The organism is Pseudomonas sp. FP2335 (genome assembly GCF_030687535.1).
Lineage (GTDB): Bacteria > Pseudomonadota > Gammaproteobacteria > Pseudomonadales > Pseudomonadaceae > Aquipseudomonas.
The window spans coordinates 1,664,321-1,689,703 of sequence record NZ_CP117437.1 but is presented as its reverse complement, the minus strand read 5'-3'; the positions used below and the strand labels follow the sequence as shown (position 1 = coordinate 1,689,703).

Genomic DNA, 25,383 nt, shown 5'->3' with positions numbered 1-25,383 from the left:
AGCGGGCTTGCTCGCGAAAGCGATGGTTCAGTCGACTCATCAGGTGGCTGACACACCGTATTCGCGAGCAAGCCCGCTCCCACACAAGCCCGCTCCCACATTTTTAATTGCGACGTTACTTAAAACGCTGCAAGAACTCGGTGTGCTGCCGATGCGCCGTCTCCTGCACCACCGGCGCCAACCTGACCTTCTCCCCCGGCAAACACTGCGCCAGCCGCGCCAGCGCCAACGGCGTCAACGCGCCCAGGCGCGGGTACCCACCAATCGTCTGCCGATCGTTGAGCAACACAATCGGCTGCCCATCCGGCGGCACCTGGATCGCCCCCAACGGAATCCCTTCGGAGATCAGCGACGGCCCCTGGTACTGCAACGGCGTGCCCAGCAAACGCATGCCCATGCGGTCAGCGCGGCTGTCGAGGGTCCATTCGCTGTTGAACGCATCGAACAGGCTTTGCCCGCTGAATTGGCCGATTTGTGCGCCGACGATCACATCCAACGCAGCTCTAGCCGGCAAGCCTGGATCGCTGAGCACTTTCATCGCGCCGCCGGCACCGGAATACGCCAGGCACCCGCCTTCAGCCAGCGCTTTGCCAAAACCATCCACCCCGCCCAGTTCTTCGCGCACCACCGTGGCGCAACTGCCGAGCACCTGCGGCGCGTCAAACCCGCCTGGCGCGGCGAGGTAAGCCCGCGCACCATTGAACGGTTGGGTGAAACGCAAACGCTGGCCCTTTTGCAGGATAAAACTGCGGCCGGGGCTGATCGCACGTTCGTCGATAAACGCCCCCAGGTCCGCGCCGGCCAAGGCCAACAAGCAATAGTCCTCAGCGTGCACGGTAAAACCGCCGAGGGTGATTTCCACCACGGGCGCATCCAGCGCATTGCTCAGCAGCCAGTTGGCCCAGGCCATCGACACCCAATCCAGCGCCCCGCCCTGGGTCACGCCCAGATGGCGCACGCCAAAGCGTCCGGCGTCCTGCAACAGGCACAGCGGCGTGCTGGCCTCGATCAATAAGCGGCTCATGCCTGCGCCTCCAACGGTGTGTCATCGCCACCCAGCTGGATGAATTCGGCGCGCTCGACCGGTTCGAAGCGCACCGTATCGCCGGGCTGCATCAGGCTGTAGCCGTCGCGCTCGCGGTCGAACAACTTGGCCGGGGTGCGGCCGATCAGGTTCCAGCCGCCCGGCGACACCACCGGGTACGCAGCGGTCTGCCGTTCGGCGATGCCGACGCTGCCGGCCGCCACGCGTTTGCGCGGAGTACTCAGGCGCGGCGTGGCGAGGATGTCCTCCACCAGCCCCATAAAGGCGAAACCGGGGGCGAAGCCGAGGGCGAACACCTGGTATTCGTGGGCGCTGTGGCGGCGGATCACCTCGTCGATGTTCAAGCCACTGCGCTGGCTGAGCAGGCTCAGTTCGGGGCCGACGCTCAGGTCGTACCACACCGGCAGCACGTGGCACTGGCCGCTGCCCTGGGTGTGCGGTTGCAGGTCGGTCAGCGCCTGGTCGATCAACTCGCGTGCCTGGGCCGGGCTCAATGCCGTGAGGTCGTAATGCACCATCAAGGTGGTGTAGGACGGCACCAGGTCGACCAATGCCGCGCCGAATCCGCTGCGCAAGCGTTGGGTGGCGGCAAGCATCCACGGCATGTTGGCTTCGGCGATGACATCAAACAGGCGCACCATCAGGCAGTCGATGGCCACTACTTCGATCCGTGGCTTCATGCGGGCTTCAATGCCTCGCGGATGCGCTGCACGGCGGCGACCGAGCTGGCGTTATCGCCGTGCACGCACAGGGTGTTGGCCTGCAACACCAGCGGGCTGCCGTCGCTGGCGACCAGCGCTGCGCCGCGGGAAATGGTCAGGGACTGCTGCACGATGGTGTCGGCATCATGGTGCACGGCACCGGGCAATTGCCGCGAAACCAGGTGGCCCTGGCTGTCGTAGGCACGGTCGGCGAACGCTTCGAACCACAGGGTCACACCGTACTCATCGCCCAAGGCCTGGGCCGCGCTGTTGTCGCGGGTGGCCAGCAGCATCAGCGGCAAGTCGCCGTACGCGGCCACGGCCTGGATCACCGCGCGCAATTGCGCCGGGTTGGCCATCATGTCGTTGTACATCGCGCCGTGGGGTTTGACGTAGCTGACACGTGCACCTTGTGCGCGGCAGATGCCATCCAGCGCACCGATCTGGTAATGCAGCAGATCCTGGATTTCCTGCGGCGTGTAGGCCATGGAGCGGCGGCCGAAGCCTTGCAGATCCTGGTACGCCGGGTGCGCACCGATTTGCACACCGTGCTTGAGCGCCAGGCTGACAGTCTTGCGCATGATGCTCGGGTCGCCGGCATGGAAACCGCAGGCCACGTTGGCGCAATCGATGAACGGCATGACTTCGGCGTCCAGACCCAGGGTCCAGTTGCCAAAGCTTTCGCCGATGTCGCAATTCAATAGCAGACGGCTCACGGTGGGCTACTCCTGTAGGCTTTGTTTTTTTGTAGTGTGGGATTTTTTACGCAGAACTCGCAACTTGTCCTGACACCCCTACACGCTTATCGTGGAATAGCTCGATTTTTGGCGCTGGCCTGGTGCGGCGTCCAACTAATAAAAACCGATCCATGCATAAGAAAAAGTTGATCCCATGAATTTGAAGTTCCTCGAAACCTTCGTCTGGGTGGCCAAGCTCAAGAGCTTTCGCCTGACCGCCGAGAAGTTGTTCACCACCCAGGCCTCGATTTCCAGCCGCATCGCCGTGCTGGAAAGCGAGCTGGGGGTGAAACTGTTTCTGCGCGACTCACGCGGCGTGAGCCTGACCCCGGAAGGCGTGAAGGTGCTCGATTACGCCGAGCAGATGATGGTGACCATGCAGGGCTTGAAGCAGTCCCTGGAGACCAGCAGCAGCAAGGTCGGGCGCATCCGCATCGGTGCGATGGACACAGTGATCCACACCTGGCTGAGCCCGTTGGTCGCCGAACTGATGGACCATTTCCCGCTGGTGGAAATCGAATTGGTCGCCGATACCGCATTGAACCTCAGCGATCAGCTGCAAAAAGGCTTCCTTGACCTGATCCTGCAAACCGACCTGCTGCGTCTCGAAACCGTGCGCAGCCTGGAACTGGCCAGCCACCCGATGGCCTGGATCGTCGCCAGCCAGTCGATCTACCACCGCGACTACGCGTCCCTCGCCGAACTGGCCCAGGAACGCATCATCACCTACTCGAAAAACTCCCACCCGCACCAGGACGTGTTGAGCCTGATGCAAGCCAACGGCGTGGCCGCACCACGGATGAACTGTGTGAACTCGGTGTCGGCAATTACCCGCTTGCTGCGTGACGGCTTCGGGATTGGCGCATTGCCGCCGGTGCTGGTGATGGAAGAGCTGGAGCGCGGCGAATTGGTGATGCTACCGATGGCGCAGAAACTGCCGAATTTGCAGGTGGTGGTGTCGTGGCGCGTAGGGGTGGAGTTGGTGGAGGAAATTGTCGGGTTGTGCCAGAAGGTGGTGGCTCGGTATGCGGTAGAAGTCGGCGAAAACAGAATGCAACTGACGAAACCCGATTAAAACTGTGGGAGCGGGCTTGCTCGCGAATGCGGTAGATCAGTCACAACATCTTTGACTGACACTCCGCTTTCGCCAGCAAGCCCGCTCCCACATGTGGATCTGTGTGCGGCTTATAAACCCTTCAGGTCGCGCTCTTCGATCGGCCGGCTCTGGCGCAGACGCTTGCCGCCCAACACCACCCAGTCGATCAACCGGAACAGGCATTCCAACCCGAACGACAGCAACATCGCCCCGCCCAGCCCCCAGCCCATGGCTTCGGGTGTCAGCAGGATCTGGTAGCTGTAGCCCTTCCAGGTCTCCAGGCGAATGTCCGGGTCGGCCGCCACCGCCACTTGCAGCGCACGGATGTACCACGGGCCTTGCATCGCCTGGAATTGCTTGTCCAACGCCACCTGGCGATCAAGCATCGCGCCCAGGCTGCTGGCATCGCTCTGGAACACCGGGTCATCACTGGCGCGGTAATGCGCGACCAGCGCCTTCAAATCGCCGTTGAAGAACTGCTGCGCCGTCGACTCAAACCCGCGCAGGCCGGTCTGGGCCTCGATCAGGTGGGCTTCGACGCGCTTGGCGTAGTCGTTGATAAACCCCGGCACTTGCACGCCGACCAACAAGCCAATGGCAAACAACACCAACCGCAGATAGCTGAGCAACATGGTCAATATCCTTACTCGGTGATGCCCTGGCTGACGCATTCACCGCGTCGCCACAGGCTCCATTGGCCCGGTACGTAGCGGGTCCAGTTTTCGTTGTCGGTCAGCGGCTCGGTGGCGATCACCGTCACCACGTCATTGGGGGTGGTTTCAGCCTGAAAATCAACGATCACGTCGACATCTTTCAAACGCGCCGGGCCAAAAGGCGCGCGACGGGTAATCTGCGCCAGCTTGGTCGAGCAGTAGCAGAACAGCCAGTCACCATCGCTGAGCAGGCAGTTGAACACGCCTTTGCTGCGGTACTCGGCACAGGCGGCGATCAGGTCCGGCAGCACCTGCTCGATGTCCACAGGTTCCGGGAAAGCCTCACGCACACGGTTGAGCAGATCACAGAACGCCGCTTCGCTATCGGTATCGCCCACCGGGCGATAGAAGGTGGCGCGCGGGTTGAAGTCCGCCAGTTGGCCGTTGTGGGCAAAACACCAGTTGCGCCCCCACAGCTCGCGCACGAACGGGTGGGTGTTGGACAAGCACACCTTGCCGACGTTGGCCTGGCGGATATGGCCAATCACCACTTCACTTTTGATGGGATAACGCTGCACCAGCAACGCGACTTCCGACTCACTGCTCGCCGCCGGGTCCTGGAACAGCCGCAGGCCACGGCCTTCATAGAAGGCGATGCCCCACCCATCACGATGGGGACCGGTGCGCCCGCCACGCTGCATCAGCCCGGTAAAGCTGAACACGATGTCGGTGGGGACGTTGGCACTCATGCCCAATAATTCACACATGCCAGGGCTCTCGCTACGTCGTTAAAGGCGCGGTTCGACGCGCATGCCACTGACAGGCGCCGGACGGCGAAAAGGTTCGTCATCCTCTTCTGGCTCGGCCGCCAATGCCGCATCGGCAGCGGCCTTGCGCTCACGGCGGGCGTTGGCCGCGCGTTCGATGGGCCAGCGGATCAACACGATGACGAGATACACGCCAAAGGCAATCATCGTGTACATAAACAAATCGGAAATGGCGCGCCATGCGTTGTTGCCGACCTTGAGCACCAGGTCCAGCGCAGTGATGGCCACGGCGGGCGCGAACTGGGTCTTGACCGGGTCGACGATGGTCGGGCTGAACAGCAGCACCGCCATCAGCAACTGCAGCGGCTCGCGCAGCCAGCGCCAGATCCAGCGGGTCATGCGCCACCACACCAACAGGCAGCCCAAAGCGGCGAAGGCGTAGAGGCCCCAAGCGGTCAGATAGTCGTTCTCGGTCATGGTGTCCATGGCAAGGTAGGCAAACAGGCGGCTATGATAACGGCTTTTGCGTGCCGCGGCTGCAATGCCTGCCACCGTCCGCCAGACAGGGATAGATACATGCCTTTATCATCCAACGCCCCGATTGCCCGCAAGGCCCCAGGCCAGGACCCTTACGCCTGGCTGCAGGAACGTGACAGTGCCGAGGTCCTGGATTATCTCAAGGCCGAAAACGCCTGGCAGGAAGCCCAGCTCGCCGACCAGCAGGCCCTGCGCGAAACCCTGTTCGAAGAGATCAAGGGCCGCATCCTCGAAACCGACCTGTCCCTGCCCTCCCCATGGGGCCCGTACCTGTATTACACACGCACCACCGCCGGCGACGAATACGCACGCCACTACCGCTGCCGTCGCCCGGCCGATGACAGCAACACCGTGGACGAGAGCAGCGAAGAACTGCTGCTGGACCCGAACGTACTGGCCAATGGCGGCTTTTTTTCGCTGGGCGCGTTCAGCATCAGCCCTGACCATCAGCGTCTGGCCTACAGTCTGGATACCAACGGTGAAGAGATTTACACCCTGTTCGTGAAGGAATTGGCCAGCGGCAAGGTCAGCGAACTGGAGTTCGAGAACTGCGACGGCAGCATGACCTGGGCCAATGACAGCCTGACCCTGTTCTTTGCCGAGCTGGACGACACCCACCGCCCGCACAAGCTGTATCGCTACCGCCTGGACGGCACGGCGGCGCAGGAAGTGTTCCACGAGCCCGACGGACGTTTCTTCCTGCATTGCTACCGTTCCAGCTCCGAACGGCAACTGCTGCTAGCCCTGGGCAGCAAGACCACCAGCGAGATCTGGGCGCTGGACGCCGAGCAGCCACACCTTGACTTCAGGTGCCTGGCGCCACGGGTCGAAGACCATGAATACGATGTCGACCACGGCCAACTGAATGGCGCCTGGACCTGGTTTATCCGCAGCAACCGCGATGGCATCAACTACGCGCTGTTCGTGGCGACCGACATTGGCGACGTGCCGACCGAAGCCGAGTGGCAGAACCTGATCCCCCACAGCGACGCCGTGATGCTCGATGGCGTCAGCCTCAACACCAGCGCCATGACCCTGAGCCTGCGCATCGGTGGCCTGCCGGTGATCGAAGTGCATCCAGAGGGTCTGCCTGCCTACCGCGTGGAATTGCCCGACGCCGCCTACAGCCTCTACGTACAAAACAGCCTGGAATTTGCCAGCGACAAGATCCGCCTGCGCTACGAAGCCCTGAACCGCCCGGCCCAGGTGCGCCAGCTGGAACTGGCCAGCGGCGCGCAACAGGTACTCAAGGAAACCCCGGTGCTCGGCGTGTTCAACGCCGACGACTACGTGAGCCAGCGCCTGTGGGCCACCTCCGCCGATGGCACCCTGGTGCCGATCAGCCTGGTGGTCAAGCGCGACCAACTGGGCAAGCCGACACCGCTGTATCTGTACGGCTACGGCGCCTACGGTTCGAGCCTCGATCCGTGGTTCTCCCACGCCCGCCTGAGCCTGCTGGACCGTGGCGTGGCGTTTGCCATCGCGCACGTGCGCGGCGGCGGCGAGCTGGGCGAAGCCTGGTATCGCAACGGCAAGCAGGAACACAAGCAGAACACCTTCAGCGACTTCATCGCCTGCGCCGAACACTTGATCGCCGAGGGTTTGACCAGCGCCTCACAACTGGCGATCAGCGGCGGCAGTGCCGGCGGCCTGCTGATCGGCGCCGTGCTCAACCAACGCCCGGAGCTGTTCCAGGCAGCGATTGCCGAAGTGCCGTTCGTCGATGTGCTCAACACCATGCTCGACCCGGAGCTGCCGCTGACCATCACTGAGTACGACGAGTGGGGCAACCCGGAAGAACCCGAGGTGTATGCGCGGATAAAAGCCTACGCACCGTACGAAAACGTACGCGCCCAGGCCTATCCGCACCTGCTGGTGATCGCCGGCTATAACGACAGCCGTGTGCAGTACTGGGAAGCGGCCAAGTGGGTGGCCAAGTTGCGCGACACCAAGACCGACAACAACCTGCTGTTGCTCAAGACCGAACTGGGCGCCGGCCATGGCGGGATGAGCGGGCGTTACCAGGGATTACGTGACGTAGCGCTCGAATATGCATTTGTGTTCAAGGCGCTGGGGTTGATTTAGGAACTTAGCGCGGCGGTTCTGTCTGAACACAGAACCGCCCTACAAGATTGACGGACCAATACCTACGCCATGCCAGAACCGACCTTACTCAACAATGCAATCCGCGACATGCTCATGGACTGCGGCCTGTTCGACCCCTTGTTGCCGGAAGATTTTCACGTGGCCGCGGGCTACTTCAATATCAGCAGCATTGCCAAAGACGAGGTGATCTTCCTCGAAGGCGATGCCGGCACCTTCATGTGCATCCTCCACAGCGGCCAGGTGGCCGTGCAGAAAGCCAACCCCAGCGGCCAGCGCGTGACCATCGCCACCCTGCGCAGCGGGCGGGCGTTTGGCGAAATGGCCGTGCTCGATGGCGAGCGACGTTCCGCCAGTTGTGTGGCCGCTTCGGAGTGTGTGCTGTTGAACCTGGGCAAGGATTCCTTGGAGAAAATGCTCAATGACGCGCCCAGGGTCGCGGCCAAGATTATCCGCGCCATCGCCATTGCCCTGTCCAAGCGCCTGCGCATGGCCGACGGGCAATTGCTCTCCCAGCAGTTTTAACCGCCCGGGTTCTTCGGTTTGCTGTCGTTCTGCTGCAAGCCGGGCACCGTCTGGTCTTTTGGCGGCGTCGGCAACACGATCGGCACCAGCGCGGGGGAACCGTTAGCCGTGGCCTTGGGCGCGACCGGCGGGGTGACCTGCGGATACAACGTCGGCGTGGGCGTGCCCGGTGCGCCTGGGGTTGGCGCCGGCGCAACCGGTACGGTTTGCAACTCCTGAGCCTGCGCCGCACCCAATGTGAGCGCGCTCAACACAATGACCGTTAGAATGCTGCACTTCATCGATGGCTCCATGGCCTGACCGGAATGTCGTAAGGCTACTCCCAACCGCGCAAGAATGCCCTTCCCAATGAGATTTCCATGAAACGTTTCGTTCTGCTGGACACCACCCCGATCCCCGACAACGGCGGTGCCTTGTGCCTGTTCGAATACGGCGAGGATTTTGTGATCAAGATCCAGGGCGGTGACGGCGGCCAACTGATGAACACGCGCATGCATGGCTCCGAAGACGCGCTGGCGGAGATTCCTTGCCGCAAGGTCGCCGGGCGCCCGGATTCACGGGTGCTGATCGGCGGCCTGGGCATGGGCTTTACCCTGGCCTCGGCGCTCAAGCATTTGGGCAAGACCGCCGAGGTGGTGGTCGCTGAATTGGTGCCCGGCGTGGTGGAGTGGAACCGTGGCCCACTGGGGGAGAAATCCGGCCGGCCGTTGCTGGACCCGCGCACGGTGATCCGCATGGAAGACGTGGCCAAGGTGCTGCAGGCCGAGCCGCAGGGCTTTGACGCGATCATGCTCGACGTCGACAACGGCCCCGAAGGCCTCACCCAACGCGCCAACAGCTGGCTGTACTCCGCCGGCGGCCTGGCGGCCTGCGCCAAGGCCCTGCGGCCCAAGGGCGTACTGGCGGTGTGGTCGGCAAGTGCCGACAAGCTGTTCAGCGATAAACTGCGCAAGGCCGGCTTCAAGGCCGAAGAGGTGCAGGTGTTCGCCCACGGCAACAAAGGCACGCGGCACACCATCTGGATCGCCGAAAAGCTCAAGGGCTAAACGCGCCGTGAACGGCTAGAATCAAGCCTTACCGTGACCACCAAAATATAGGAGCCATGATGAGCTCAACCAACCCGCCCTCCCACACCGCCAAGCTGGACCGCATCCTCGCCGATGCCCAGCGCGACCGGGAAATGGGCTATCGCGACAAAGCGTTGAAGATGTACCCCCACGTGTGCGGCCGCTGCGCCCGTGAATTCGCCGGCAAGCGCCTGAGCGAACTGACCGTGCATCACCGTAACCATAACCATGATGACAACCCCCAGGATGGCTCCAACTGGGAATTGCTGTGCCTGTATTGCCACGACAATGAACACTCGCGGTACACCGACCAGCAGTATTTCGGCGAAGGCTCCACCAGCAGCCCGACGATTGCCAAGGCGACGCACAACCCGTTTGCGGCGTTGGCGGGGCTGATGAAGAAGGACGACTGATAGTCCTGTGTTGTCGGTACTGGCCGCTTCGCGAGCAAGCCCGCTCCCACATTTGACTGTATTCACAGATAGACATCTGTGAACCCAATCCAATGTGGGAGCGGGCTTGCTCGCGAAAGCAATGGCCCAAGCACCACAGCCCTCAGCACCGTATAATCGCGTTTTTTTCCGCCAAGGCACCCTTCCCCGTGGGCAATAAACGCTACAGCTGCATCGGTCTGTATAACCCCAAATCCCCCGAAAACGTCGGCTCGGTCATGCGCGCCGCCGGCTGCTACGGCGTGGCCTCGGTGTTCTACACCGGCGTGCGTTACGAGCGCGCGCGGGACTTCATCACCGACACCAAGAAGGTCCACCACGACATTCCGCTGATCGGCATCGATGACCTGAAAAAGATCCTGCCCCTGGGCTGCATCCCGGTCGCCGTAGAGCTGGTGGACGGCGCCCGCCCGCTGCCCGAATACACCCACCCCGACCGTGCGCTGTACATCTTCGGCCCCGAGGACGGTTCTCTCGACAAAGAGATCCGCGACTGGTGTGAAGACGTGGTCTACATCCCGACCACCGGCTGCATGAACCTCGCCGCCACCGTCAATGTGGTGCTTTACGACCGCCTGGCCAAGGGCAACAACACCCGCTCGGGCCCCAAATACTGATTTTGCGGGAACATCCGGCGCCTGCCGGCAGTCAGCTACGTATCACTCGCCTTGTTGGAGACAGATCATGAACGACAGCAAAAACGTGCACGGCTTGGAACGCATCGGCTCCGTGGCCGGTGGCATGATGATGGTAGGCAAAGGCCTGCGCCGTGGCGGGATTTTTGGCCTGATCCAGGTGGCGATTGGCGGCGTTGTGCTGGCCCGTGGGGTAACTGGGCACAGTTCGCTCAAGGACAAGCTGGAGCAGGGCCGGCAGGAGATGAACACCATTCGTACAAAGATCGAACGCGTGGGAACCGAGTTGAAAAACCTCAAGACCCCGGCTGAAGTGGCTGCGGAAAAACCCACTGTCTGAACACGATCTATCAGATGTTGGAGATCCAATTGTGGGAGCGGGCTTGCCCGCGAAAGCGGTGGTTCAGCCAATACAACTGGCACAGATAGACCGCTATCGCAGGCAAGCCAGCTCCCACATTGATCGTTGCCACATTGGGTTCAGCGTCAACGCAGTAATTTGCTGTCCAGCACTACCGACCCTTCGCCGATCACGCTTTCAGCCAGCTGCACAAACTCCGCTGTGGTAATGCTGTTGGCCCGCATCACCGCCTGGGCCAGGTCATCCAGCGAGCGCTTGTTGTGGGTCTTCACCCGAATCTCGCGATCCAGCTCCTGCAACACCACCACCGCCCGCGACACCGTCGCCCCGCTGACATGCTCGCCGCGCAGCGACGTCACGTCCTTGCCCTCCTTCACCAACCGCGCCTGGATCGCCTGATAACGCTCATCGGTAATCCCCCCGGCACGCCGTACCAGTTCGATGGCGTAGTACTCCGCCAACCCTTCGCTGATCCAGTCGCTGGTGTCGTGATCATTGAAGCGCCCAATCGCCTGCACCACTTCGCGGATCAACGGGCTGCTGCCGCTCTCGCTGACCAGCGGCGTGCGGCTGTTGAGGTAGATCGAATCGCGCGCGGCAAACGCGCCGCGGCGCATCGGGTCGCTGGCGCCGACCACCAGCAGCTTGGCTGGATGGCGTGGGAACGCCGCTTCCACTTGCGGCCAGACGAACGTCAGCAACGTCAGCACATCCATGCGGCGCATGGCCTGGCCCTTGGGCGAAGCCACGGTGACCTCGGTTTCGCCCAGGCGCACGCGGCGGCTGCCAAGGGTGCCGGCAAGCATCCAGCCGGTGGGCCGGTCGAACAGGCGCGAGACGTTGTCGATGCGGAATTTGTTTTTGCCGATACGCGGCCAGGCGGTCTCGACGCTTTTCCAGCCGGCGGGCAATTCGAAGGTCAGGCGCGAGACCAACTCGACGCCGTCCTGCTGGTCGAGCCGCGCAGTGGGCACCAGGTCTTCGCCACGAAACAGCGCCCAGCCTGGGGTCATGCGCGCTTCGTAGATCCCGGCCTTGCGTGCATGGCTCAGGCGTACGCGGTAGGTCAGGCTGACTTTGTCGGCGCCGGGCTGCCACACACCCCGCTGGCCTTTGACGCGCCATTGGCCGTCGGCCTTGAAGTCGCTGTAGTCGCCGTCACGGCCCAGGTCAAAGTCCAGGCTGCGCACCGCCGAACCCTGGGACAGGCTCACCCGCACTTCGGCCTGATCGCTCTGGGGCAGCAACTTGACGTGATAATCCAGATCGACTTTCTTCGCGCACCACCCCGGCCCGCTCAGCGCCAGCAACACCAGGGTGGTGGCCAGCTTGGCTGCGATCGTCATAGCGACTCCTTTATCAGCCTGCGCGGAAGATCAGGTAATCCTCCCAGTCGTCTTCGGGCACGCTGCCTTCGGCGAGCATGCGCCCGGACTGGGAAATACGTTCGTGGTGCACCGCGTCACGGTCGCCGCAGACCAGGTGGTGCCACAGCGGCAGATCCTTGCGCTCGCTGACCAGGCGGTAGCCGCAGGTCGGCGGCAGCCATTTGAACTGGTCGGCCTGCCCGGGCGTGAGCTGGATGCAATCGGGCACCGAGTCGCGGCGGTTGGGGTAGTCGGTGCACTGGCAGGTTTTCAGGTCGAGCAGTTTGCAGGCGATGCGCGTGTAATAGACGCTGTTGTCGTCTTCGTCCTCAAGCTTTTGCAGGCAGCACAGGCCACAGCCGTCGCACAACGACTCCCACTCCTCCTGATCGAGGTGTTCAAGGGTTTTGCGTATCCAGAAAGGTTCGACTTTGGCGGCCATGGCTCTACATCAGTATCGGTAGGTGAAAAGGCCGCCAGTCTAGTGCCCAAGCCCTCGGGAACCAAGCGCTTACGACTGGCGGTGTAACAACACTTGTCAGTCTAGTGACCGCGCAGTAGCTTTGAACGCCGAATTGACCCTCAGGAACCGCCCATGACACGTGTTGCCGATTACCCGATCCACCCCCAGTTCACCGACCGCTGGTCGCCCCGCGCCTTTACCGGCGAGAGCATCCCACAGGAAACCCTGCTGAGCTTTTTCGAAGCTGCGCGCTGGGCGCCATCGGCCTATAACTCGCAGCCATGGCGTTTTCTCTACGCACGCCGCGATACGCCGGACTGGGAACGTTTCCTCGGCCTGCTGAATGAGTTCAACCGTGGTTGGGCGCAACACGCCTCGGCGCTGGTGATCATTGCCTCGAAGACCGACTTCACCGCCCCCGGCGCCAGCGAAGAAACCCCAGCGCTGTGGCACACCTTCGACACCGGTTCGGCCTGGGGCCACCTGGCGTTGCAAGCCAGCCTCAGCGGCTGGCACACCCACGGTATGGCCGGTTTCGATCAGGAGCTGACGCGCAAAGAGCTGAAGATTCCAGAAGGTTATGCGCTGCATGCCGCCGTGGCGGTGGGCAAGTTGGGCGACAAATCGACCTTGCCGGAATACCTGCAAGGCCGTGAAGTGCCGAGCCCACGTCGACCGTTGAGCGAGCTGGTTTCCGAAGGCGATTTCAGCCTCTGAAGCTGACGCAATAAGCAGGCTTGTGTGGGAGCGGGCTTGCTCGCGAAGGCGGTGGGTCAGCCAACTCATCAGGCGACTGACACACCGCATTCGCGAGCAAGCCCGCTCCCACATTTTTTACTGCGTGGTGTCAGTAGCCGCGGGCGAAATCCACTTCGCCGCGCAACGCTTGCTTGGCTTGATACGCCCGCACGTTCTGCAAGAACAACTCCACCATCAACTGCGGTGACGTCGGCGCCGAGCTGTGCCCGGTCAGCAACAGCCCCCAGGCGGTCCAGAACGGGTGGCGTTGCGGCAATGGTTCCTGGCGGCACACGTCGATCACCGCGCCAGCCAAGTGCCCTTCCTTCAGCGCTTCGACCAAGTCGGCATCGACCACGGCCACACCGCGCCCAACGTTGATAAACAAACCTGTCGGCTTGAATTGCTTGAACAGCGCCGCGTCGTACAAATCATGGGTGCTCGGCGTGTTCGGCAGCAGGTTGATCACATAGTCCACCTCGCCCACCAAGCGGCCCAACTGATCAAGACCGGCCACTTCGATAAACGGCGCCTGCTCGCGCGCAGTGCTGGCAATGCCGTACAGCTTGACGCCAAACGGCACCAGGAACTGCGCAACGCTCTGGCCGATGTCGCCGGTACCGACGATCAGCACCTTGCGCCCCGCCAGGCTCTGGCCCGTGCGACTGTCCCACTTGCGTTCCACTTGGCTGACCAAGCGCGCCAGTACTTCGCGCTCATGGCCGAGCATGTAGGTGAGGACAAACTCAGCCATGACCTGGCCATAAATGCCCACTGCGCGGGTCAGGCGATAGTCGCGGGTCAGGCCGTCGGCCAGCAGCGGCGTGATGCCGGCCCAGGTCGATTGCAGCCACTGCGGTTGATGGCCTTGGCGCAACAGGGTGGCCAGTAGATCGGGCTGGCCCAGCCATACCGGGCAATCGGCGGCCAGGCGGGACAATTCGGCCGAGTCGCCGCTGGTCAACACCTCAAGGTCCGGTGCCGCTTCGCCCAGCAATTGGGCGTAGAGCGGGTGATCCTGTTCAGCAATCAGAACACGCATGCTTAAAACCTTTCAAAAACAGTGCAGACGGCCGCCCGCATCCTTACGGCCACCGCCCACCAATACGATTGCATTGAAAAATGTGCCCGGAAGGGGGCACTGACCGATCACATCGGGTCGTTACGGCGCAGCAGTTCTTCGGGCAAGTGCTCGATGTACTCGTCCTCGGGCGGCGGCATTTGCAGGTGGTAGCCCTGCTTGTCGAGGTTTTCCAGGACCTGGGCGATGTCTTCCTGTTGCAGCTTGCGCTCGGGCGTCAGCACCAGGTTGAACGCGTGCACCGGCTTGCCGAACACCGCGAGCAGGCCTTCGGGCACACGTTCCAGCACATCGCTTTTAAGCACGTAAAGGTACATGCCGGCGCGTTTGGGGCTGCGGTAGATGGAGCAAATACGTTTCAAGGCTGTTCTCCGGCAGTGGCCAGGCTGTCGAGCAGCGCCTGGCCCATCAACTCGCGGCGCCAGCCACGCAGCGAGTCTGGCAATTGGTAAGGCCCATCGGGGTAGCCACTTTTGACCAGGGCTTCGAGGGTTTTCTTGCGCAGCATCAGTTCCGGCGCCATGTTCAGGCGTTCGGCTTCGGCCTGGCCCAGGGCACGCAGTTGCTTGATCAGCGCGGCGGCGTCCACCGGCAAGGGCTCGGCGACGGCGGGCGGCCACTGGTCAGCGGGCACACTGCCGGCACGTTTGATCAGGTCCAGCAGGAACTGGCCATCCTGACGCACGGTGCGCGGGTGCATGTCTTCGATCTTGCCCAGGGCGGCGAGGTTATCCGGCTGGGTCTTGGCCAGGGGCCACAGCGAGTGTTCGCGAATAATGCGGTTGCGCGGCAGGTCGCGGGCACGCGCCTGCTGTTCGCGCCAGGCGCACAGCTCACGTAATACCGCGAGTTGCGCGCGGGACAGTTTCCACGCCAGCTTGGCGTCGCGGTACACCTCGTAGGGGTCGACTTCGCGGCGCAGGTTGGCCACCAGCTCGGCGCCGTCGTCCAATACCCAGGCGTATTTGTCGTCGGACAGCTGCGGACGCAGGCGGATGTAGACCTGCGCCAAGTGCAACGCGTCTTCGGCGGCGTAGCTGATCTGCGTCTCGGACAACGGCCGCTGCAGCCAGTCCGAGCGGGTTTCGCCCTTGGGCAGCTCAATGTCCAGCACGGCCTGCACCAGGCGCGAATAGCCCATGGAGAAACCGAGGTTCAGGTAAGCGGCCGCCAATTGCGTATCGAACAACGGCACCGGCAGGCTGCCGGTCAGGCGCAGCAGCACTTCGAGGTCTTCGCTGCACGCGTGCACCACCTTGATCACCGCCGGGTTTTCCAGCAAGGCGGCCAAGGGTTGCCAGTTGTCGATGGTCAGGGGATCGATCAGGTAAGCGCGTACGCCATCACCAATCTGGATCAGCCCGGCGATGGGATAAAAGGTGTCGACCCGCATGAATTCGGTGTCGAGGGCGACGAATGGCAACTGCTGCCATTCGGCGCAATGCTGGCCGAGGCTATCGTTGTCGCAGATCCAGTGAATATCGATGGCCACACGGCTCTCCCTTGAAGAATGGCGCGCAGTATATATCGCGAAAGGGCATTGCGAGCATCCGCAGTGCGTGCGCCACACGAAAACTCCCACAAGAGATAAAGAATAGTCCGATGAACGGGAGTTATCCTGCCTTACGCAGCACGTAGACCCGCCACAGCTTGGAGCCCGGCACGAATTCCTGGTGGTTGAGCACCTCGAAACCGGCCTGGCGAAACTCCGGCTCCACCGCCACCGCCGAATTGACCGAAACAATCACCGTGTCGCGACTGACCCGGTAAAACTCGCGCAGCAGCGCCAGGCGCCCGTCACTGCCGGGGACATGCCGAAACAGCTCCAGGCAGAAAATGCAGTCCACCGCGTTCGCGGACAGGCCGATGGAAAACGCCGAGCCCTGGAACGTCTTGATCCGCTTGAGCAATGCCGGGTGATGACCGCGGGCGTGGTCGAGCATGTCCTGGGAATTATCCGAGGCCAGGATCACGCGGTTGACGTGCTCGGCCAACACCGGCCAGAAGCGCCCCGAACCACACGCCAGATCCAGAATCAGCCCCGGCTCGCCCGCCGCGTTCAGTGCATGGCGCACCAGCCGCTGCACACGCCAGGCCGCCAGGCGCTGCAGCAGCCCGGGCGGACGCGTATCGCCGCAGACCCGCGCGTGCTCACGGCCACAGCGCTCGGCGAATTCGATCTCGATGGAGGATGGAGGTTGTGGCGACATCGCGAGCTCATGTAAGTGAAACGGGAGTGAACGACCTTGATTCGCAGCTTAACCACTGCAACGTGAAAAAAAGGTTGAAACCATCACTACCGTCGACTTGTTCAGGCCTGATGCAGATACCAGCGCCAATCCTGCGCGCCGACCTCGCCCATGAACTGGCGGTATTCCGCACGTTTTACCGCCAGGTACACGCCGAGGAACTCACGGCCAAACGCTTCTCGCGCCCAGCTTGAGCCTTCCAGCGCACGCAGGGTGGTCAGCCAGTCAGTGGGCAGCAACTCCTTGGCCTGGGCATAGCCATTGCCTTCCACCGGCGCGCCGGGGTCGCGTTGTTCGCGGATACCTCGATGGATGCCGGCCAGGATCGCAGCAGCAGCCAGGTAGGGGTTGGCGTCGGCACCGCAGATGCGGTGTTCGATGTGCCGGGATGGGGCCGGGCCACCAGGTACACGCAGGCTGACGGTGCGGTTGTCGACCCCCCAGGTGGCGGCCAGTGGCGCATAGCTGTTGCTCTGGAAACGCCGGTAGGAGTTGGCGTTGGGGCAAAACAGCAGCAGCGAATCGAGCAAAGTACTGAGCATGCCGCCCACCGCCTGGCGCAGCAGCGGCGTGCCGTCGGCAGCCTCACTGGCGAACAGGTTGTTGCCCGCTGCGTCTGCCAGGCTGACGTGCATGTGCATGCCGGTGCCGGCGAGGTCGTCGAACGGCTTGGCCATGAAGCAGGCGGTCATCCCGTGCTTGTGCGCCACGCCCTTGACCAGGCGCTTGTAGCGCACCGCCTCATCCATCGCTTGCAGGGCGTCGGCGCGGTGCTCCAGGGTGATCTCGACTTGGCCCGGGGCGTATTCGGAGATCGCCGTACGTGCCGGGATGCCTTGCAATTTGCAGGCGCTATAGAGGTCGGCGAGAAACGGTTCGATCTGTTCCAGCTCGCGCAGGCCGTAGACATGGGTCGAACGTGGGCGGCCGCCGTCCATGTCCCGTGCCGGTTGCGGGCGGCCATGGCTGTCGGGTTGCTGGTCCAGCAGGTAGAACTCCAGCTCCGCCGCCATCACCGGGTAATAACCGTCGGCCTTGAGCCCGTCGATCACCCTGGCCAGCAAGTGCCGGGGATCGGCCACCGTGGCGGGCAGGCCTTCGCTTGGGTGCATGCTGACTTGCACCGCCGCCGTCGGGATCAACCGCCATGGCATGCGCTGCAGGCTGCCGCTGAGGGGGTAGGCGCGACAGTCAATATCGCCCACGTCCCAGACCAGCCCGGAGTCCTCTACGTCGTCGCCATTGATGGTCAGGCCGAGGATGGTGCTGGGCAGCGGCCGGCCGCTGGCGTACACCGCCAGCAGTTCATCGCGGTGCAGGAGCTTGCCACGTGGCACGCCATTGTTGTCGAGGATAAACAGTTCGAACATCTCGATGTCCGGGTGCTGGTCCAGAAAGGTCTGGGCTTCGTGCAGGCAGGCGAAATCGCTCATGGGCATTCTCATACGTTTGTGTCGGACAGGCGCGCAGGAGCACGCCCTACAGGGGGTGGATCAACGTAGAAGAAAGGCGTCTGGTGGGCGTGCGTGCCGGCAGTGGAACAGTGCCCAGAAAGCCAGCTCGGGGAGCGTATCGGCGGAACCGTCCATGGGCGATCACAGTGAGGTCGATGCCCGGCAGCGTCACACGCCGGCATAGGTGAATAAATTCAGGCTTGGCGGAGTTTGGGTGCAACTTGGCTAAACATTCGACGCCTTGGACTACAGCCGTCTACGCTCTTGGCACATCAACAAGAACGAGGAACGGACCATGAATGCACTGCGCCACATCACCTGGCTGCTGTTGTTGTGTTTCAGCCAGGTGCACGCTGCAACGACTCAGGACGAGGACGCTCAAGCCGCCAAGGCACTGCTGGAAAAAGCCTTGGCGTATTACCAGAGCAACGGTGACAAGGCCTTCGCCGCGTTCAGCCGCCAAGGCGAATTCATCGACAAGGACCGCTACGTGTTCGTGCTCGACACCAAAGGCGTGCTGCTGGCCAGCGGCGGCCCCTCCTCCGCCTTGATCGGCCGTGATGTCAGTGAGGTGCTTGGGCCCGAGCTGCGCCAATCGTTCAAGGACGCCCTCAACGTGCCCGAAAGCCAAGGCATCCAGCAGGCCGACTATCGCTGGCAGAACTGGAACGACGGCAAAGTGGAACACAAGCATGTGTTCTATCAGCGCGTCGGCGAGCGCATCCTCGCGGTCGGCTACTACCTGCCACGGGCCACTCCGGAACAGGCGCGTGCCCTGCGCAACAAGGCCGTGAACGCACTGGTCAAGGACGAAGCCGGCACACTGAAAGCGATCAATTCGTTGCAAGGCGGCTTCCTGCAGGATGACCTGTACGTGTTTGTGGTCGACCTCAATACCGAGCGCTACGTGGCCCACGGCACCACCCTGCGGTTGATCAACACCGACTTCGGCAAGATCAAGGACCCGGACGGCAAGCCGGTGGGCGAGCCGATCCTCAAGCTGATGGCCGAGCAGGACCAGGGTGAGTACAAGTACCGCTGGAAAAACCCGGTGACCGGCAAGGTCGAGAACAAGCATGCGTACTTGCGCAAGAGCGGGCATTACATGGTCGCAGTGGGTTACTACAGCCCCTGAAACCACCTACAGGCGTTGCAGGGGGGTTAGTCGATGGTTTCGTAGGGTAGGCCTACGTAGTTTTCGGCAATGGTCCTACGCCCCGCTTCGGAGTGGATGAAGTAATCAAGCTCACTCTCGGCAATCCGCTGGCTGAAGCCATCCGCCTCTGGAAACTGGTGCAGCATCGAGGTCATCCACCAGGAAAACCGCTCGGCCTTCCACACCCGGCGCAGGCAGATCGCCGAGTAGTTTTCCAATAGGTCCACACGTCCTTCGCGGTACACCTTGAGCAAGATCCGCAACAGCGTGTTCACATCGCTGGCCGCCAGGTTCAAGCCCTTGGCGCCGGTGGGCGGCACGATGTGCGCGGCATCGCCGAGCAGGAACAGGCGCCCGTATTGCATCGGCTCGACCACGAAGCTGCGCAGCGGCGCGATGCTTTTCTCGATGGACGGCCCGGTCACCAACTGCGCGGCCAGGTCGCCTGGCAGGCGGGTCTTCAGTTCATCCCAGAAGCGTGCGTCCGACCATTCATCCAACGGCTCTTGCACCGGCACTTGCAAGTAATAACGACTGCGCGTGGGCGAGCGCATGCTGCACAGGGCAAAGCCACGCGGGTGCTTGGCGTACACCAGCTCGGCGTGTACCGGCGGCGTGTCGGCGAGGATGCCGAGCCAGCCGAAGGGATACACACGTTCGAAGATTTTCAGCGACTCTTGCGGAATCGACTGACGGGCAACACCGTGGAATCCATCGCAACCGGCGATGTAGTCGCACTCCAGGCGATAGGGTTCGCCCTGGTGTTCGAAGGTCAGCCAGGGTTGATCACTTTTCAGCGCGTGCGGCTGCACATGGCTGGCTTCGTAGAAGGTGGTGGCGCCGGCAGCGACGCGGGCGGCCATGAGGTCGCGGGTCACTTCGGTCTGGCCGTAGACCATCACCGACTGGCCGCCGGTCAAACCCTTGAGGTCGATGTGGCTGAGCTTGCCGTTCAGCGCCAGTTCGAAGCCGTCATGCACCAACCCTTCGGCGTCCATGCGCTGGCTCACGCCCGCCTCGCGCAGCAGGTCGACCATGCCTTGTTCCAGCACCCCGGCACGGATGCGGCCACGCACATAGTCGGCGCTCTGGCGCTCTACGATCAGGGTCTGGATACCGGCGTTGTGCAACAGTTGGCCGAGCAACAGCCCGGAAGGTCCGGCGCCGATGATGGCGACTTGGGTTTTCAGGATTTTCATTATTTTTATCGCCTGCGTATTCCACTCGAACGGATAGAGTGAAAGAGTTGTCATTGATCTTGTTGCTGGCATTTTTAACTTGAGTGGCTGGCATAAGAAGGTGAAAACTGAGCCAAAACCTGCGTTTTTCGCCAATCGGGGCGATTACCGCACCACTGTCCTGAGTGTCGGATTGAAACCATGACCAAAACCGCGATTCCGGTCTTCAAGCTTTACGGGGAAAACCAGCAATGGCCGACCCCCGATTTGTTGCACTGCGAAACCATTTCCCGACGCAGCCGGGAATACCAGTGGGAAATCCAGCCCCACCGGCACGCGGATCTGTGCCAATTGCTGTACGTGCACAAAGGCCAGGCACAACTGGAAATCGAAGGCCTGCGCAGTACCCTCAACGAAGCGACATTGCAGGTGCTGCCGCCGCTGTGTGTGCACGGGTTCCGGTTTGCCGAGGATGTCGAGGGTTATGTGGTGACACTGGCGGCGCCACTGGTCAATCACTTGCAGACGCAACTGGGCGGCACGATGGACGGTTTGCAGGCGCTGGGCAGTTACCCGGCGGGCAAGGACAGTGGCTATCTCAACAGCCAGTTCGCCCGCCTGCAGGACGAATACGCCGACGAACAACCGTCACGGGACATGATGATGCACGCCCTGGTCAGCGTGCTGCTGGTGTGGATCAGCCGCCAGGCGATTCAGCGTCGCCATCCGCGCGCGCCGCGCGGGCGCGAGTACTTTCGGCGCTTTACCCAACTGGTCGAGCAGCATTACCGCGAACATCCAAAGATTGAGGACTTGGCCCACAAGTTGGGTATCTCGGTCTCACACCTGAATGGGACGTGTCGGGAACTGGGCGGGCAACCGGCATTGCAGATCATGCATGACCGCCAGTTGCTGGAGGCCAAACGCCTGCTGACCTACACCAGCATGACCATCAATGAAATGTCGGAAGTGCTGGGTTTTTCCGACCCGACCAACTTCTCCCGACTGTTTCGCCGACGGGTCGGGTTTTCACCCAAGGCGTTTCGCGAGCAGCTCAAGGCTGAGACAACACCGAACTAAACAGTGGGAACAGGTCTATGTGAGAGCGGGCTTGCCCGCTCCCACATGGAATCTCCAGCGGACGGGTTCTAGCGCAAGGCGCTGAAACTGCCGGTGTGGGGGACACATTGGTCCTGATGGCAACTGATCGCAAAGCTCGGTTGCATACGGGTTTGCTCGACGCGGTAGGCGGCAGTCCCGTACAGCGCGCTGGCCAATGCGCTAAGGGTGAAAATCATCAGGTACTTTCTGGTTTTGATGCTCATGGCACAGACCTCTGAGCGGATCTACACAGTGCTGTTTAAAGCATAGGCCAGCCCGGGCAAGTTGCCATTATTGGCGCCTATTCAGTCTGTTTATATCGACTCAGAGCCCCTCGTCCCAAACAGGTGTTTGGGGAAACCTCGACACCAGGAAATCCAACAGGCTGCGCAGCGCCGACGGCATGTGCTTGCGTGACGCGTATACCGCATAGATGTGCATTTGCCGGGGCTCGGCCGCGGGCAGCAGACGCACCAGTTCGCCACGGCGGATGTAATCGCCGGCCTGGTAGCTGGGCAACATGCCCACCCCCGCCCCGGCCAGGGTCACGCGCAATAAGGTACTGGCCTCGTTGGCCGTGATGTTGCCGTGCACCGGCACCGAAACGTGTTCGCCGCCCTCTTCGAAATGCCACAGGCTTTTGCCGAAATAGGAATGGGTGAGGCAGTTGTGCCGCGCCAGGTCCTCGACTTTCTGCGGCGCCGGATGCTCCAGCAGGTACGCCGGGGTGGCACACACCACCGAGCGGCAAACCGTCAGGCGTCGGGCGATCAGGTTGGGGTCCAGGTCGGTGCTGGTGCGGATGGCCAGGTCGATGCGCTCATCCACCAGGTTCACCGTGCGGTCGAGCATTTGCAGGTCCACCGTCACCAGCGGGTAGCGCTTGACGTACTCGGCGATCGCCTCGGCCAATTGCGCCTGGCCGAACGAGGTGCTCACGCTCAGGCGCAGCAGGCCACGGGGCGCATCATCGGGTTCACTGACGGCGGCTTGCATGTCGCAGCTCAGCTCCAGCAACTGCCGGCAACGGGGCAGGGTTTCGCTGCCGGCCGCCGTCAGGCTGAGTTTGCGCGTGGTGCGGTGCAGCAGGCGCGCGCCGACCCAATCTTCCAGCTCGGCCAGATAACGCGAGACCACCGGGCGTGACAGGTCCAGGTGGTCGGCGGCGGCAGACTGGCTACCCAGGTCCACCACCGTGACAAACACGCGCATTGCTTGAAGCCGATCCATGATTTGCCCGCTTTTAGAAACAAACTATGTCCCAGCATCGCATTTTTAGTTGGGTTTGGTGCAACTAAGCTCTGTGCATCCTTTGAATCGACTGCTGGAGCTGCCCGATGTTGTCCACCCTCAAACGCTTGACCCTGGCGACCGCCGCCCTGGCCTTCGCCGCGCACGCCGCCGCAGCCGACCTGACCCTTGAGGTGTACAACCCAGGCGAAGCCGCGATCTTCCCGGTCAGCTCGGTGCTGGTCAGCGGCGCCAAGGACGCGATCCTGGTGGACGCGCAATTCGGCAAGGCCCAGGCCGAGCAGCTTGTGCAGAAGATTCGCGCCAGCGGCAAGCACTTGACCACCATCTACATCAGCCACGGCGACCCGGACTACTACTTCGGCCTCGACACCCTCACCACTGCATTCCCCGATGCCAAGGTGCTCGCGCCGCAACCAGTGGTCGACCACATCAAGGCCACCGTGGCCGGCAAGCTGGAATTCTGGGGCCCGAAAATGGGCGCCGACAAGCCGGCTAAAACCATCGTGCCGGACGTGCTGCCAGGTCATAGCCTGAGCCTCGAAGGCCAGCAACTGGAAGTCATCGGCCTGGACGGCGCGCAGCCGGACCGCAGCTTTGTGTGGATCCCTTCAATCAAGGCCGTGGTCGGTGGCGTGGTGGTCGCCGAGAACATTCACCTGTGGATGGCCGACACCCAGAGTGCCCAGTCCCACAAAGACTGGCTGGCGACCCTGCAGCGCATCCAACAGCTCAAGCCACGCAGCGTGATCCCGGGCCACTACCTCGGTACACCGACCCTGAAATCGGTGGCGTTCACTGCCGACTACATCAAGGCCTTCGACATCGAAACCGCCAAGGCCAAAGACTCCGCCGCGCTGATCGCGGCCATGAAAAAGCGTTACCCGACCCTCGCCGACGAAAGCTCGCTGGAACTGAGCGCCAAAGTCGCCAAGGGCGAAATGAAGTGGTGAATGGTTTTAACCCCCTGACTGACTGGAGAAGATCATGAGCAAGATTGCAATCATTGGTGCTACCGGCCGTGCGGGTAGCCAACTGCTGGAAGAAGCGTTGCGTCGTGGGCACAGTGTCACCGCCATCGCGCGTAATACCGACAAGATCGCCGCGCGCCCTGGCGTCACGGTCAAGCAGGCCGATGCGCTGGACGCCCAGGCCCTGCAGGCAGCGGTCAGCGGCAACGATGTGGTGATCAGCGCGGCACACTTCGCCACCCTGCCCGCCAGTGCGGTGATCGGGCCGGTGAAAAAAGCCGGGGTCAAACGCCTGCTGGTGGTGGGCGGCGCGGGTTCGTTGTTGCTGCCGGATGGCAGCCGTGTGATTGACAGCCCGGGCTTTCCGGCCGAGTACAAGGCTGAGGCCAGTGCCGGCGCTGAATTTCTGGCGGCGCTGCGTCAGGAGCAGGAACTGGATTGGACCTTCCTGTCGCCGTCGGCGGAGTTCGTGGAGACCGAGCGCACCGGCCAGTTCCGTGTGGGTCAGGATGATTTGCTGGTGAGCAGTGAAGGTCGTAGCTGGATCAGTTTTGCGGACTATGCGATTGCGTTGATCGATGAAGTTGAATCGCCAAAACACTCGCGCCAACGTTTCACTGTGGGCTACTGACACAACGCGGTAAAACCTGTGGACGCTGGTTTATGTGGGAGCGGGCTTGCCCGCGATGGCGGTGGGTCAGCGACATCTGTGTTGACTGACAGGCCGCCTTCGCGGGCAAGCCCGCTCCCACAATTGGATCTGCGGTGTCAGGACGATTGTGCCTGGCTGACCAACCAATCCATTAACGCTTCAAGCCCTTGCGACGGCACCGTCCCAGGCGGATACACCAGGTAATACCCCATCCCCGTCGGCACCCTCAGCGCAAACGGCATCGCCAATCGTCCCGCCTTCACATCCTCGCCAATCAACGCGCTGTCGCCAATCGCCACGCCCGAGCCTTGGGACGCCACGGTCATCGCCAGATCCAGCGTTTCGAAATGATGCCCCTGGGCCAGGTTGCTCAAGCGGGTGTTTGCCGCGCTCAACCACAACGCCCAATCCCGTTCGTCCCGCGTGGGGTGCAGCAGCACCTGTCGCTGCAGATCCGCCGGGCTGTGCAAGTCGCCGAGCAGCGTGGGCGCGCAGACCGGGGTGAGTTGTTCATCGAACAAATGCCGCGCCTCGGCCGGCTGCTCGGCGATGGGCGCATAGATCAGCGCCGCGTCGAACTGCTCGCGGCGAAAGTCCACGGTGTAGGCCACGGTGGTGGTGAGCTCCACCGGAACCTGCGGGCGCTCCTTTTGCCATTGCATCAGGCGCGGCAGCAACCAACGCATCACACAGGTGGAGGCCTTGAGTTGCAGGGTCTGGCGACGGCCGCCGATCTGCTCCACCGCTTCACCGATCAGGCCGAATACCTGTTGCACCCGCAGTGACCATTCGCGGCCCTCGTCGGTAAGGCTCAAGCCACGCGCCTGGCGCTGGAACAGCGTGTAGCCCAGATGACTTTCCAGCCCGGCGATCTGTCGGCTGACAGCGCCTTGGGTGATGTGCAATTGCTCGGCGGCGCGGGTGAAGTTGCAGCACTGGGCGGTGACCCAGAAGGTGTGCAACGCGGGCAACGGCGGAAGGCGTTTCATTGGAGGCGCAGCCATGACGTGGAGACATGGCTAGTATGACTTTTTATCGATTGT

Annotated in this window: 30 protein-coding genes; 12 read left to right on the top strand and 18 right to left on the bottom strand. The window is 62.4% G+C overall.

Annotated elements, in window-relative coordinates:
- Positions 1–115: 115 nt before the first annotated feature.
- Genes PSH81_RS07510 through PSH81_RS07500 form a run of 3 tightly spaced genes read right to left on the bottom strand, consistent with a single transcriptional unit; the run spans position 116 to position 2,462 of the window.
- Positions 116–1,024, bottom strand: coding sequence for a biotin-dependent carboxyltransferase family protein (locus PSH81_RS07510; RefSeq protein ID WP_305392260.1), 909 nt, complete (start codon positions 1,022–1,024; stop codon positions 116–118).
- A complete protein-coding gene (locus PSH81_RS07505; protein WP_305392259.1) occupies positions 1,021–1,725 on the bottom strand; it encodes an allophanate hydrolase subunit 1 in 705 nt (234 codons plus the stop codon). Before PSH81_RS07505 ends, PSH81_RS07510 begins: the two co-directional genes overlap by 4 nt.
- Positions 1,722–2,462, bottom strand: a complete 741-nt coding sequence (locus PSH81_RS07500) for a 5-oxoprolinase subunit PxpA (protein WP_192299117.1) — start codon at positions 2,460–2,462, stop codon at positions 1,722–1,724. Before PSH81_RS07500 ends, PSH81_RS07505 begins: the two co-directional genes overlap by 4 nt.
- 175 nt (positions 2,463–2,637) lie before the next feature.
- Here PSH81_RS07500 and PSH81_RS07495 point away from each other — a divergent pair, with 175 nt between their 5' ends.
- The gene (locus tag PSH81_RS07495; protein ID WP_226455300.1) at positions 2,638–3,558 is read left to right on the top strand and encodes a LysR family transcriptional regulator; all 921 of its coding nucleotides are present in this window, start codon (positions 2,638–2,640) and stop codon (positions 3,556–3,558) included.
- A gap of 110 nt (positions 3,559–3,668) precedes the next feature.
- Here the strand turns inward: PSH81_RS07495 and PSH81_RS07490 are convergent, their stop codons facing one another.
- Genes PSH81_RS07490 through PSH81_RS07480 form a run of 3 tightly spaced genes read right to left on the bottom strand, consistent with a single transcriptional unit; the run spans position 3,669 to position 5,551 of the window.
- Positions 3,669–4,211, bottom strand: a complete 543-nt coding sequence (locus PSH81_RS07490; RefSeq protein WP_192299119.1) for a DUF2937 family protein — start codon at positions 4,209–4,211, stop codon at positions 3,669–3,671.
- 11 nt (positions 4,212–4,222) lie between these two features.
- Positions 4,223–4,999: a class II glutamine amidotransferase gene (locus PSH81_RS07485; protein WP_192299120.1), complete on the bottom strand. Its 777-nt coding sequence runs from the start codon at positions 4,997–4,999 to the stop codon at positions 4,223–4,225.
- Between the two features lie 21 nt (positions 5,000–5,020).
- Positions 5,021–5,551 (bottom strand): MFS transporter, encoded by a 531-nt coding sequence (locus PSH81_RS07480; RefSeq protein ID WP_192299121.1) that lies wholly within the window; start codon positions 5,549–5,551, stop codon positions 5,021–5,023.
- 24 nt (positions 5,552–5,575) lie between these two features.
- On the opposite strand from PSH81_RS07480, the gene PSH81_RS07475 reads away from it, so the two are divergent.
- Both PSH81_RS07475 and PSH81_RS07470 read left to right on the top strand, forming a co-directional pair.
- On the top strand, positions 5,576–7,621 hold the full coding sequence (locus PSH81_RS07475) for a S9 family peptidase (RefSeq protein WP_305392258.1): 2,046 nt from the start codon (positions 5,576–5,578) through the stop codon (positions 7,619–7,621).
- Between the two features lie 69 nt (positions 7,622–7,690).
- Positions 7,691–8,164: a cyclic nucleotide-binding domain-containing protein gene (locus PSH81_RS07470; RefSeq protein ID WP_305392257.1), complete on the top strand. Its 474-nt coding sequence runs from the start codon at positions 7,691–7,693 to the stop codon at positions 8,162–8,164.
- Here the strand turns inward: PSH81_RS07470 and PSH81_RS07465 are convergent.
- The gene (locus PSH81_RS07465) at positions 8,161–8,445 is read right to left on the bottom strand and encodes a hypothetical protein (RefSeq protein ID WP_305392256.1); all 285 of its coding nucleotides are present in this window, start codon (positions 8,443–8,445) and stop codon (positions 8,161–8,163) included. The two genes, PSH81_RS07470 and PSH81_RS07465, sit on opposite strands and share 4 nt — an antisense overlap.
- A 78-nt stretch (positions 8,446–8,523) precedes the next feature.
- Here PSH81_RS07465 and PSH81_RS07460 point away from each other — a divergent pair, with 78 nt between their 5' ends.
- The 4 genes from PSH81_RS07460 (at position 8,524) to PSH81_RS07445 (ending at position 10,658) form a co-directional block, all read left to right on the top strand.
- On the top strand, positions 8,524–9,210 hold the full coding sequence (locus PSH81_RS07460) for a spermidine synthase (RefSeq protein ID WP_305392255.1): 687 nt from the start codon (positions 8,524–8,526) through the stop codon (positions 9,208–9,210).
- Between the two features lie 59 nt (positions 9,211–9,269).
- Complete coding sequence (locus PSH81_RS07455) at positions 9,270–9,644, top strand: YajD family HNH nuclease (RefSeq protein WP_003210675.1); 375 nt, start codon at positions 9,270–9,272, stop codon at positions 9,642–9,644.
- A 188-nt stretch (positions 9,645–9,832) separates the two neighbouring features.
- Positions 9,833–10,300 (top strand): RNA methyltransferase, encoded by a 468-nt coding sequence (locus PSH81_RS07450; RefSeq protein WP_014717486.1) that lies wholly within the window; start codon positions 9,833–9,835, stop codon positions 10,298–10,300.
- Positions 10,301–10,367: 67 nt separating this feature from the next.
- Positions 10,368–10,658 (top strand): DUF2892 domain-containing protein, encoded by a 291-nt coding sequence (locus PSH81_RS07445; RefSeq protein WP_226455296.1) that lies wholly within the window; start codon positions 10,368–10,370, stop codon positions 10,656–10,658.
- 146 nt (positions 10,659–10,804) lie between these two features.
- On the opposite strand, the gene PSH81_RS07440 is transcribed toward PSH81_RS07445, so the two are convergent.
- Together PSH81_RS07440 and PSH81_RS07435 are read right to left on the bottom strand one after the other, a co-directional pair.
- Positions 10,805–12,025, bottom strand: a complete 1,221-nt coding sequence (locus PSH81_RS07440) for a hypothetical protein (RefSeq protein WP_305392254.1) — start codon at positions 12,023–12,025, stop codon at positions 10,805–10,807.
- A gap of 13 nt (positions 12,026–12,038) precedes the next feature.
- On the bottom strand, positions 12,039–12,488 hold the full coding sequence (locus PSH81_RS07435) for a YcgN family cysteine cluster protein (RefSeq protein ID WP_207044615.1): 450 nt from the start codon (positions 12,486–12,488) through the stop codon (positions 12,039–12,041).
- A gap of 153 nt (positions 12,489–12,641) precedes the next feature.
- Between PSH81_RS07435 and PSH81_RS07430 the strand changes: the two genes are divergently transcribed.
- Complete coding sequence (locus PSH81_RS07430; RefSeq protein ID WP_226455294.1) at positions 12,642–13,226, top strand: nitroreductase family protein; 585 nt, start codon at positions 12,642–12,644, stop codon at positions 13,224–13,226.
- 130 nt (positions 13,227–13,356) lie between these two features.
- Here PSH81_RS07430 and PSH81_RS07425 read toward each other — a convergent pair whose 3' ends face one another.
- The 5 genes from PSH81_RS07425 to PSH81_RS07405 form a co-directional block, all read right to left on the bottom strand.
- The gene (locus PSH81_RS07425; protein ID WP_305392253.1) at positions 13,357–14,289 is read right to left on the bottom strand and encodes a D-2-hydroxyacid dehydrogenase; all 933 of its coding nucleotides are present in this window, start codon (positions 14,287–14,289) and stop codon (positions 13,357–13,359) included.
- 107 nt (positions 14,290–14,396) lie between these two features.
- Positions 14,397–14,690 (bottom strand): YcgL domain-containing protein, encoded by a 294-nt coding sequence (locus PSH81_RS07420; RefSeq protein WP_159962113.1) that lies wholly within the window; start codon positions 14,688–14,690, stop codon positions 14,397–14,399.
- Positions 14,687–15,820, bottom strand: coding sequence for a ribonuclease D (rnd, locus tag PSH81_RS07415; RefSeq protein WP_192299130.1), 1,134 nt, complete (start codon positions 15,818–15,820; stop codon positions 14,687–14,689). The genes PSH81_RS07420 and rnd overlap by 4 nt, the downstream gene beginning before the upstream one ends.
- A 121-nt stretch (positions 15,821–15,941) precedes the next feature.
- Positions 15,942–16,538: a class I SAM-dependent methyltransferase gene (locus PSH81_RS07410; protein ID WP_226455292.1), complete on the bottom strand. Its 597-nt coding sequence runs from the start codon at positions 16,536–16,538 to the stop codon at positions 15,942–15,944.
- A gap of 101 nt (positions 16,539–16,639) precedes the next feature.
- A complete protein-coding gene (locus tag PSH81_RS07405; RefSeq protein ID WP_305392252.1) occupies positions 16,640–18,010 on the bottom strand; it encodes a glutamine synthetase family protein in 1,371 nt (456 codons plus the stop codon).
- A gap of 316 nt (positions 18,011–18,326) precedes the next feature.
- On the opposite strand from PSH81_RS07405, the gene PSH81_RS07400 reads away from it, so the two are divergent.
- Positions 18,327–19,166, top strand: coding sequence for a cache domain-containing protein (locus tag PSH81_RS07400; protein ID WP_305392251.1), 840 nt, complete (start codon positions 18,327–18,329; stop codon positions 19,164–19,166).
- Between the two features lie 26 nt (positions 19,167–19,192).
- Here PSH81_RS07400 and pobA read toward each other — a convergent pair whose 3' ends face one another.
- Positions 19,193–20,386 carry a 4-hydroxybenzoate 3-monooxygenase gene (pobA, locus tag PSH81_RS07395; RefSeq protein WP_226455289.1) on the bottom strand — a complete coding sequence of 398 codons (1,194 nt, stop codon included), beginning with the start codon at positions 20,384–20,386 and terminating at the stop codon, positions 19,193–19,195.
- Positions 20,387–20,566: 180 nt separating this feature from the next.
- Between pobA and PSH81_RS07390 the strand changes: the two genes are divergently transcribed.
- Positions 20,567–21,445 (top strand): helix-turn-helix domain-containing protein, encoded by an 879-nt coding sequence (locus PSH81_RS07390; RefSeq protein WP_305392250.1) that lies wholly within the window; start codon positions 20,567–20,569, stop codon positions 21,443–21,445.
- 68 nt (positions 21,446–21,513) lie between these two features.
- Here the strand turns inward: PSH81_RS07390 and PSH81_RS07385 are convergent, their stop codons facing one another.
- Complete coding sequence (locus PSH81_RS07385; RefSeq protein WP_192299136.1) at positions 21,514–21,690, bottom strand: hypothetical protein; 177 nt, start codon at positions 21,688–21,690, stop codon at positions 21,514–21,516.
- A gap of 100 nt (positions 21,691–21,790) precedes the next feature.
- A complete protein-coding gene (locus PSH81_RS07380; RefSeq protein WP_226455287.1) occupies positions 21,791–22,696 on the bottom strand; it encodes a LysR family transcriptional regulator in 906 nt (301 codons plus the stop codon).
- A 107-nt stretch (positions 22,697–22,803) separates the two neighbouring features.
- Here PSH81_RS07380 and PSH81_RS07375 point away from each other — a divergent pair, with 107 nt between their 5' ends.
- Entirely contained in the window at positions 22,804–23,670 is an 867-nt protein-coding gene (locus tag PSH81_RS07375; protein ID WP_226455286.1) for an MBL fold metallo-hydrolase, read from the top strand.
- Between the two features lie 34 nt (positions 23,671–23,704).
- A complete protein-coding gene (locus PSH81_RS07370; protein WP_192299139.1) occupies positions 23,705–24,319 on the top strand; it encodes an NAD(P)-dependent oxidoreductase in 615 nt (204 codons plus the stop codon).
- 137 nt (positions 24,320–24,456) lie between these two features.
- Here the strand turns inward: PSH81_RS07370 and PSH81_RS07365 are convergent, their stop codons facing one another.
- Complete coding sequence (locus PSH81_RS07365) at positions 24,457–25,329, bottom strand: LysR substrate-binding domain-containing protein (RefSeq protein WP_226455285.1); 873 nt, start codon at positions 25,327–25,329, stop codon at positions 24,457–24,459.
- Positions 25,330–25,383 lie beyond the last annotated feature (54 nt).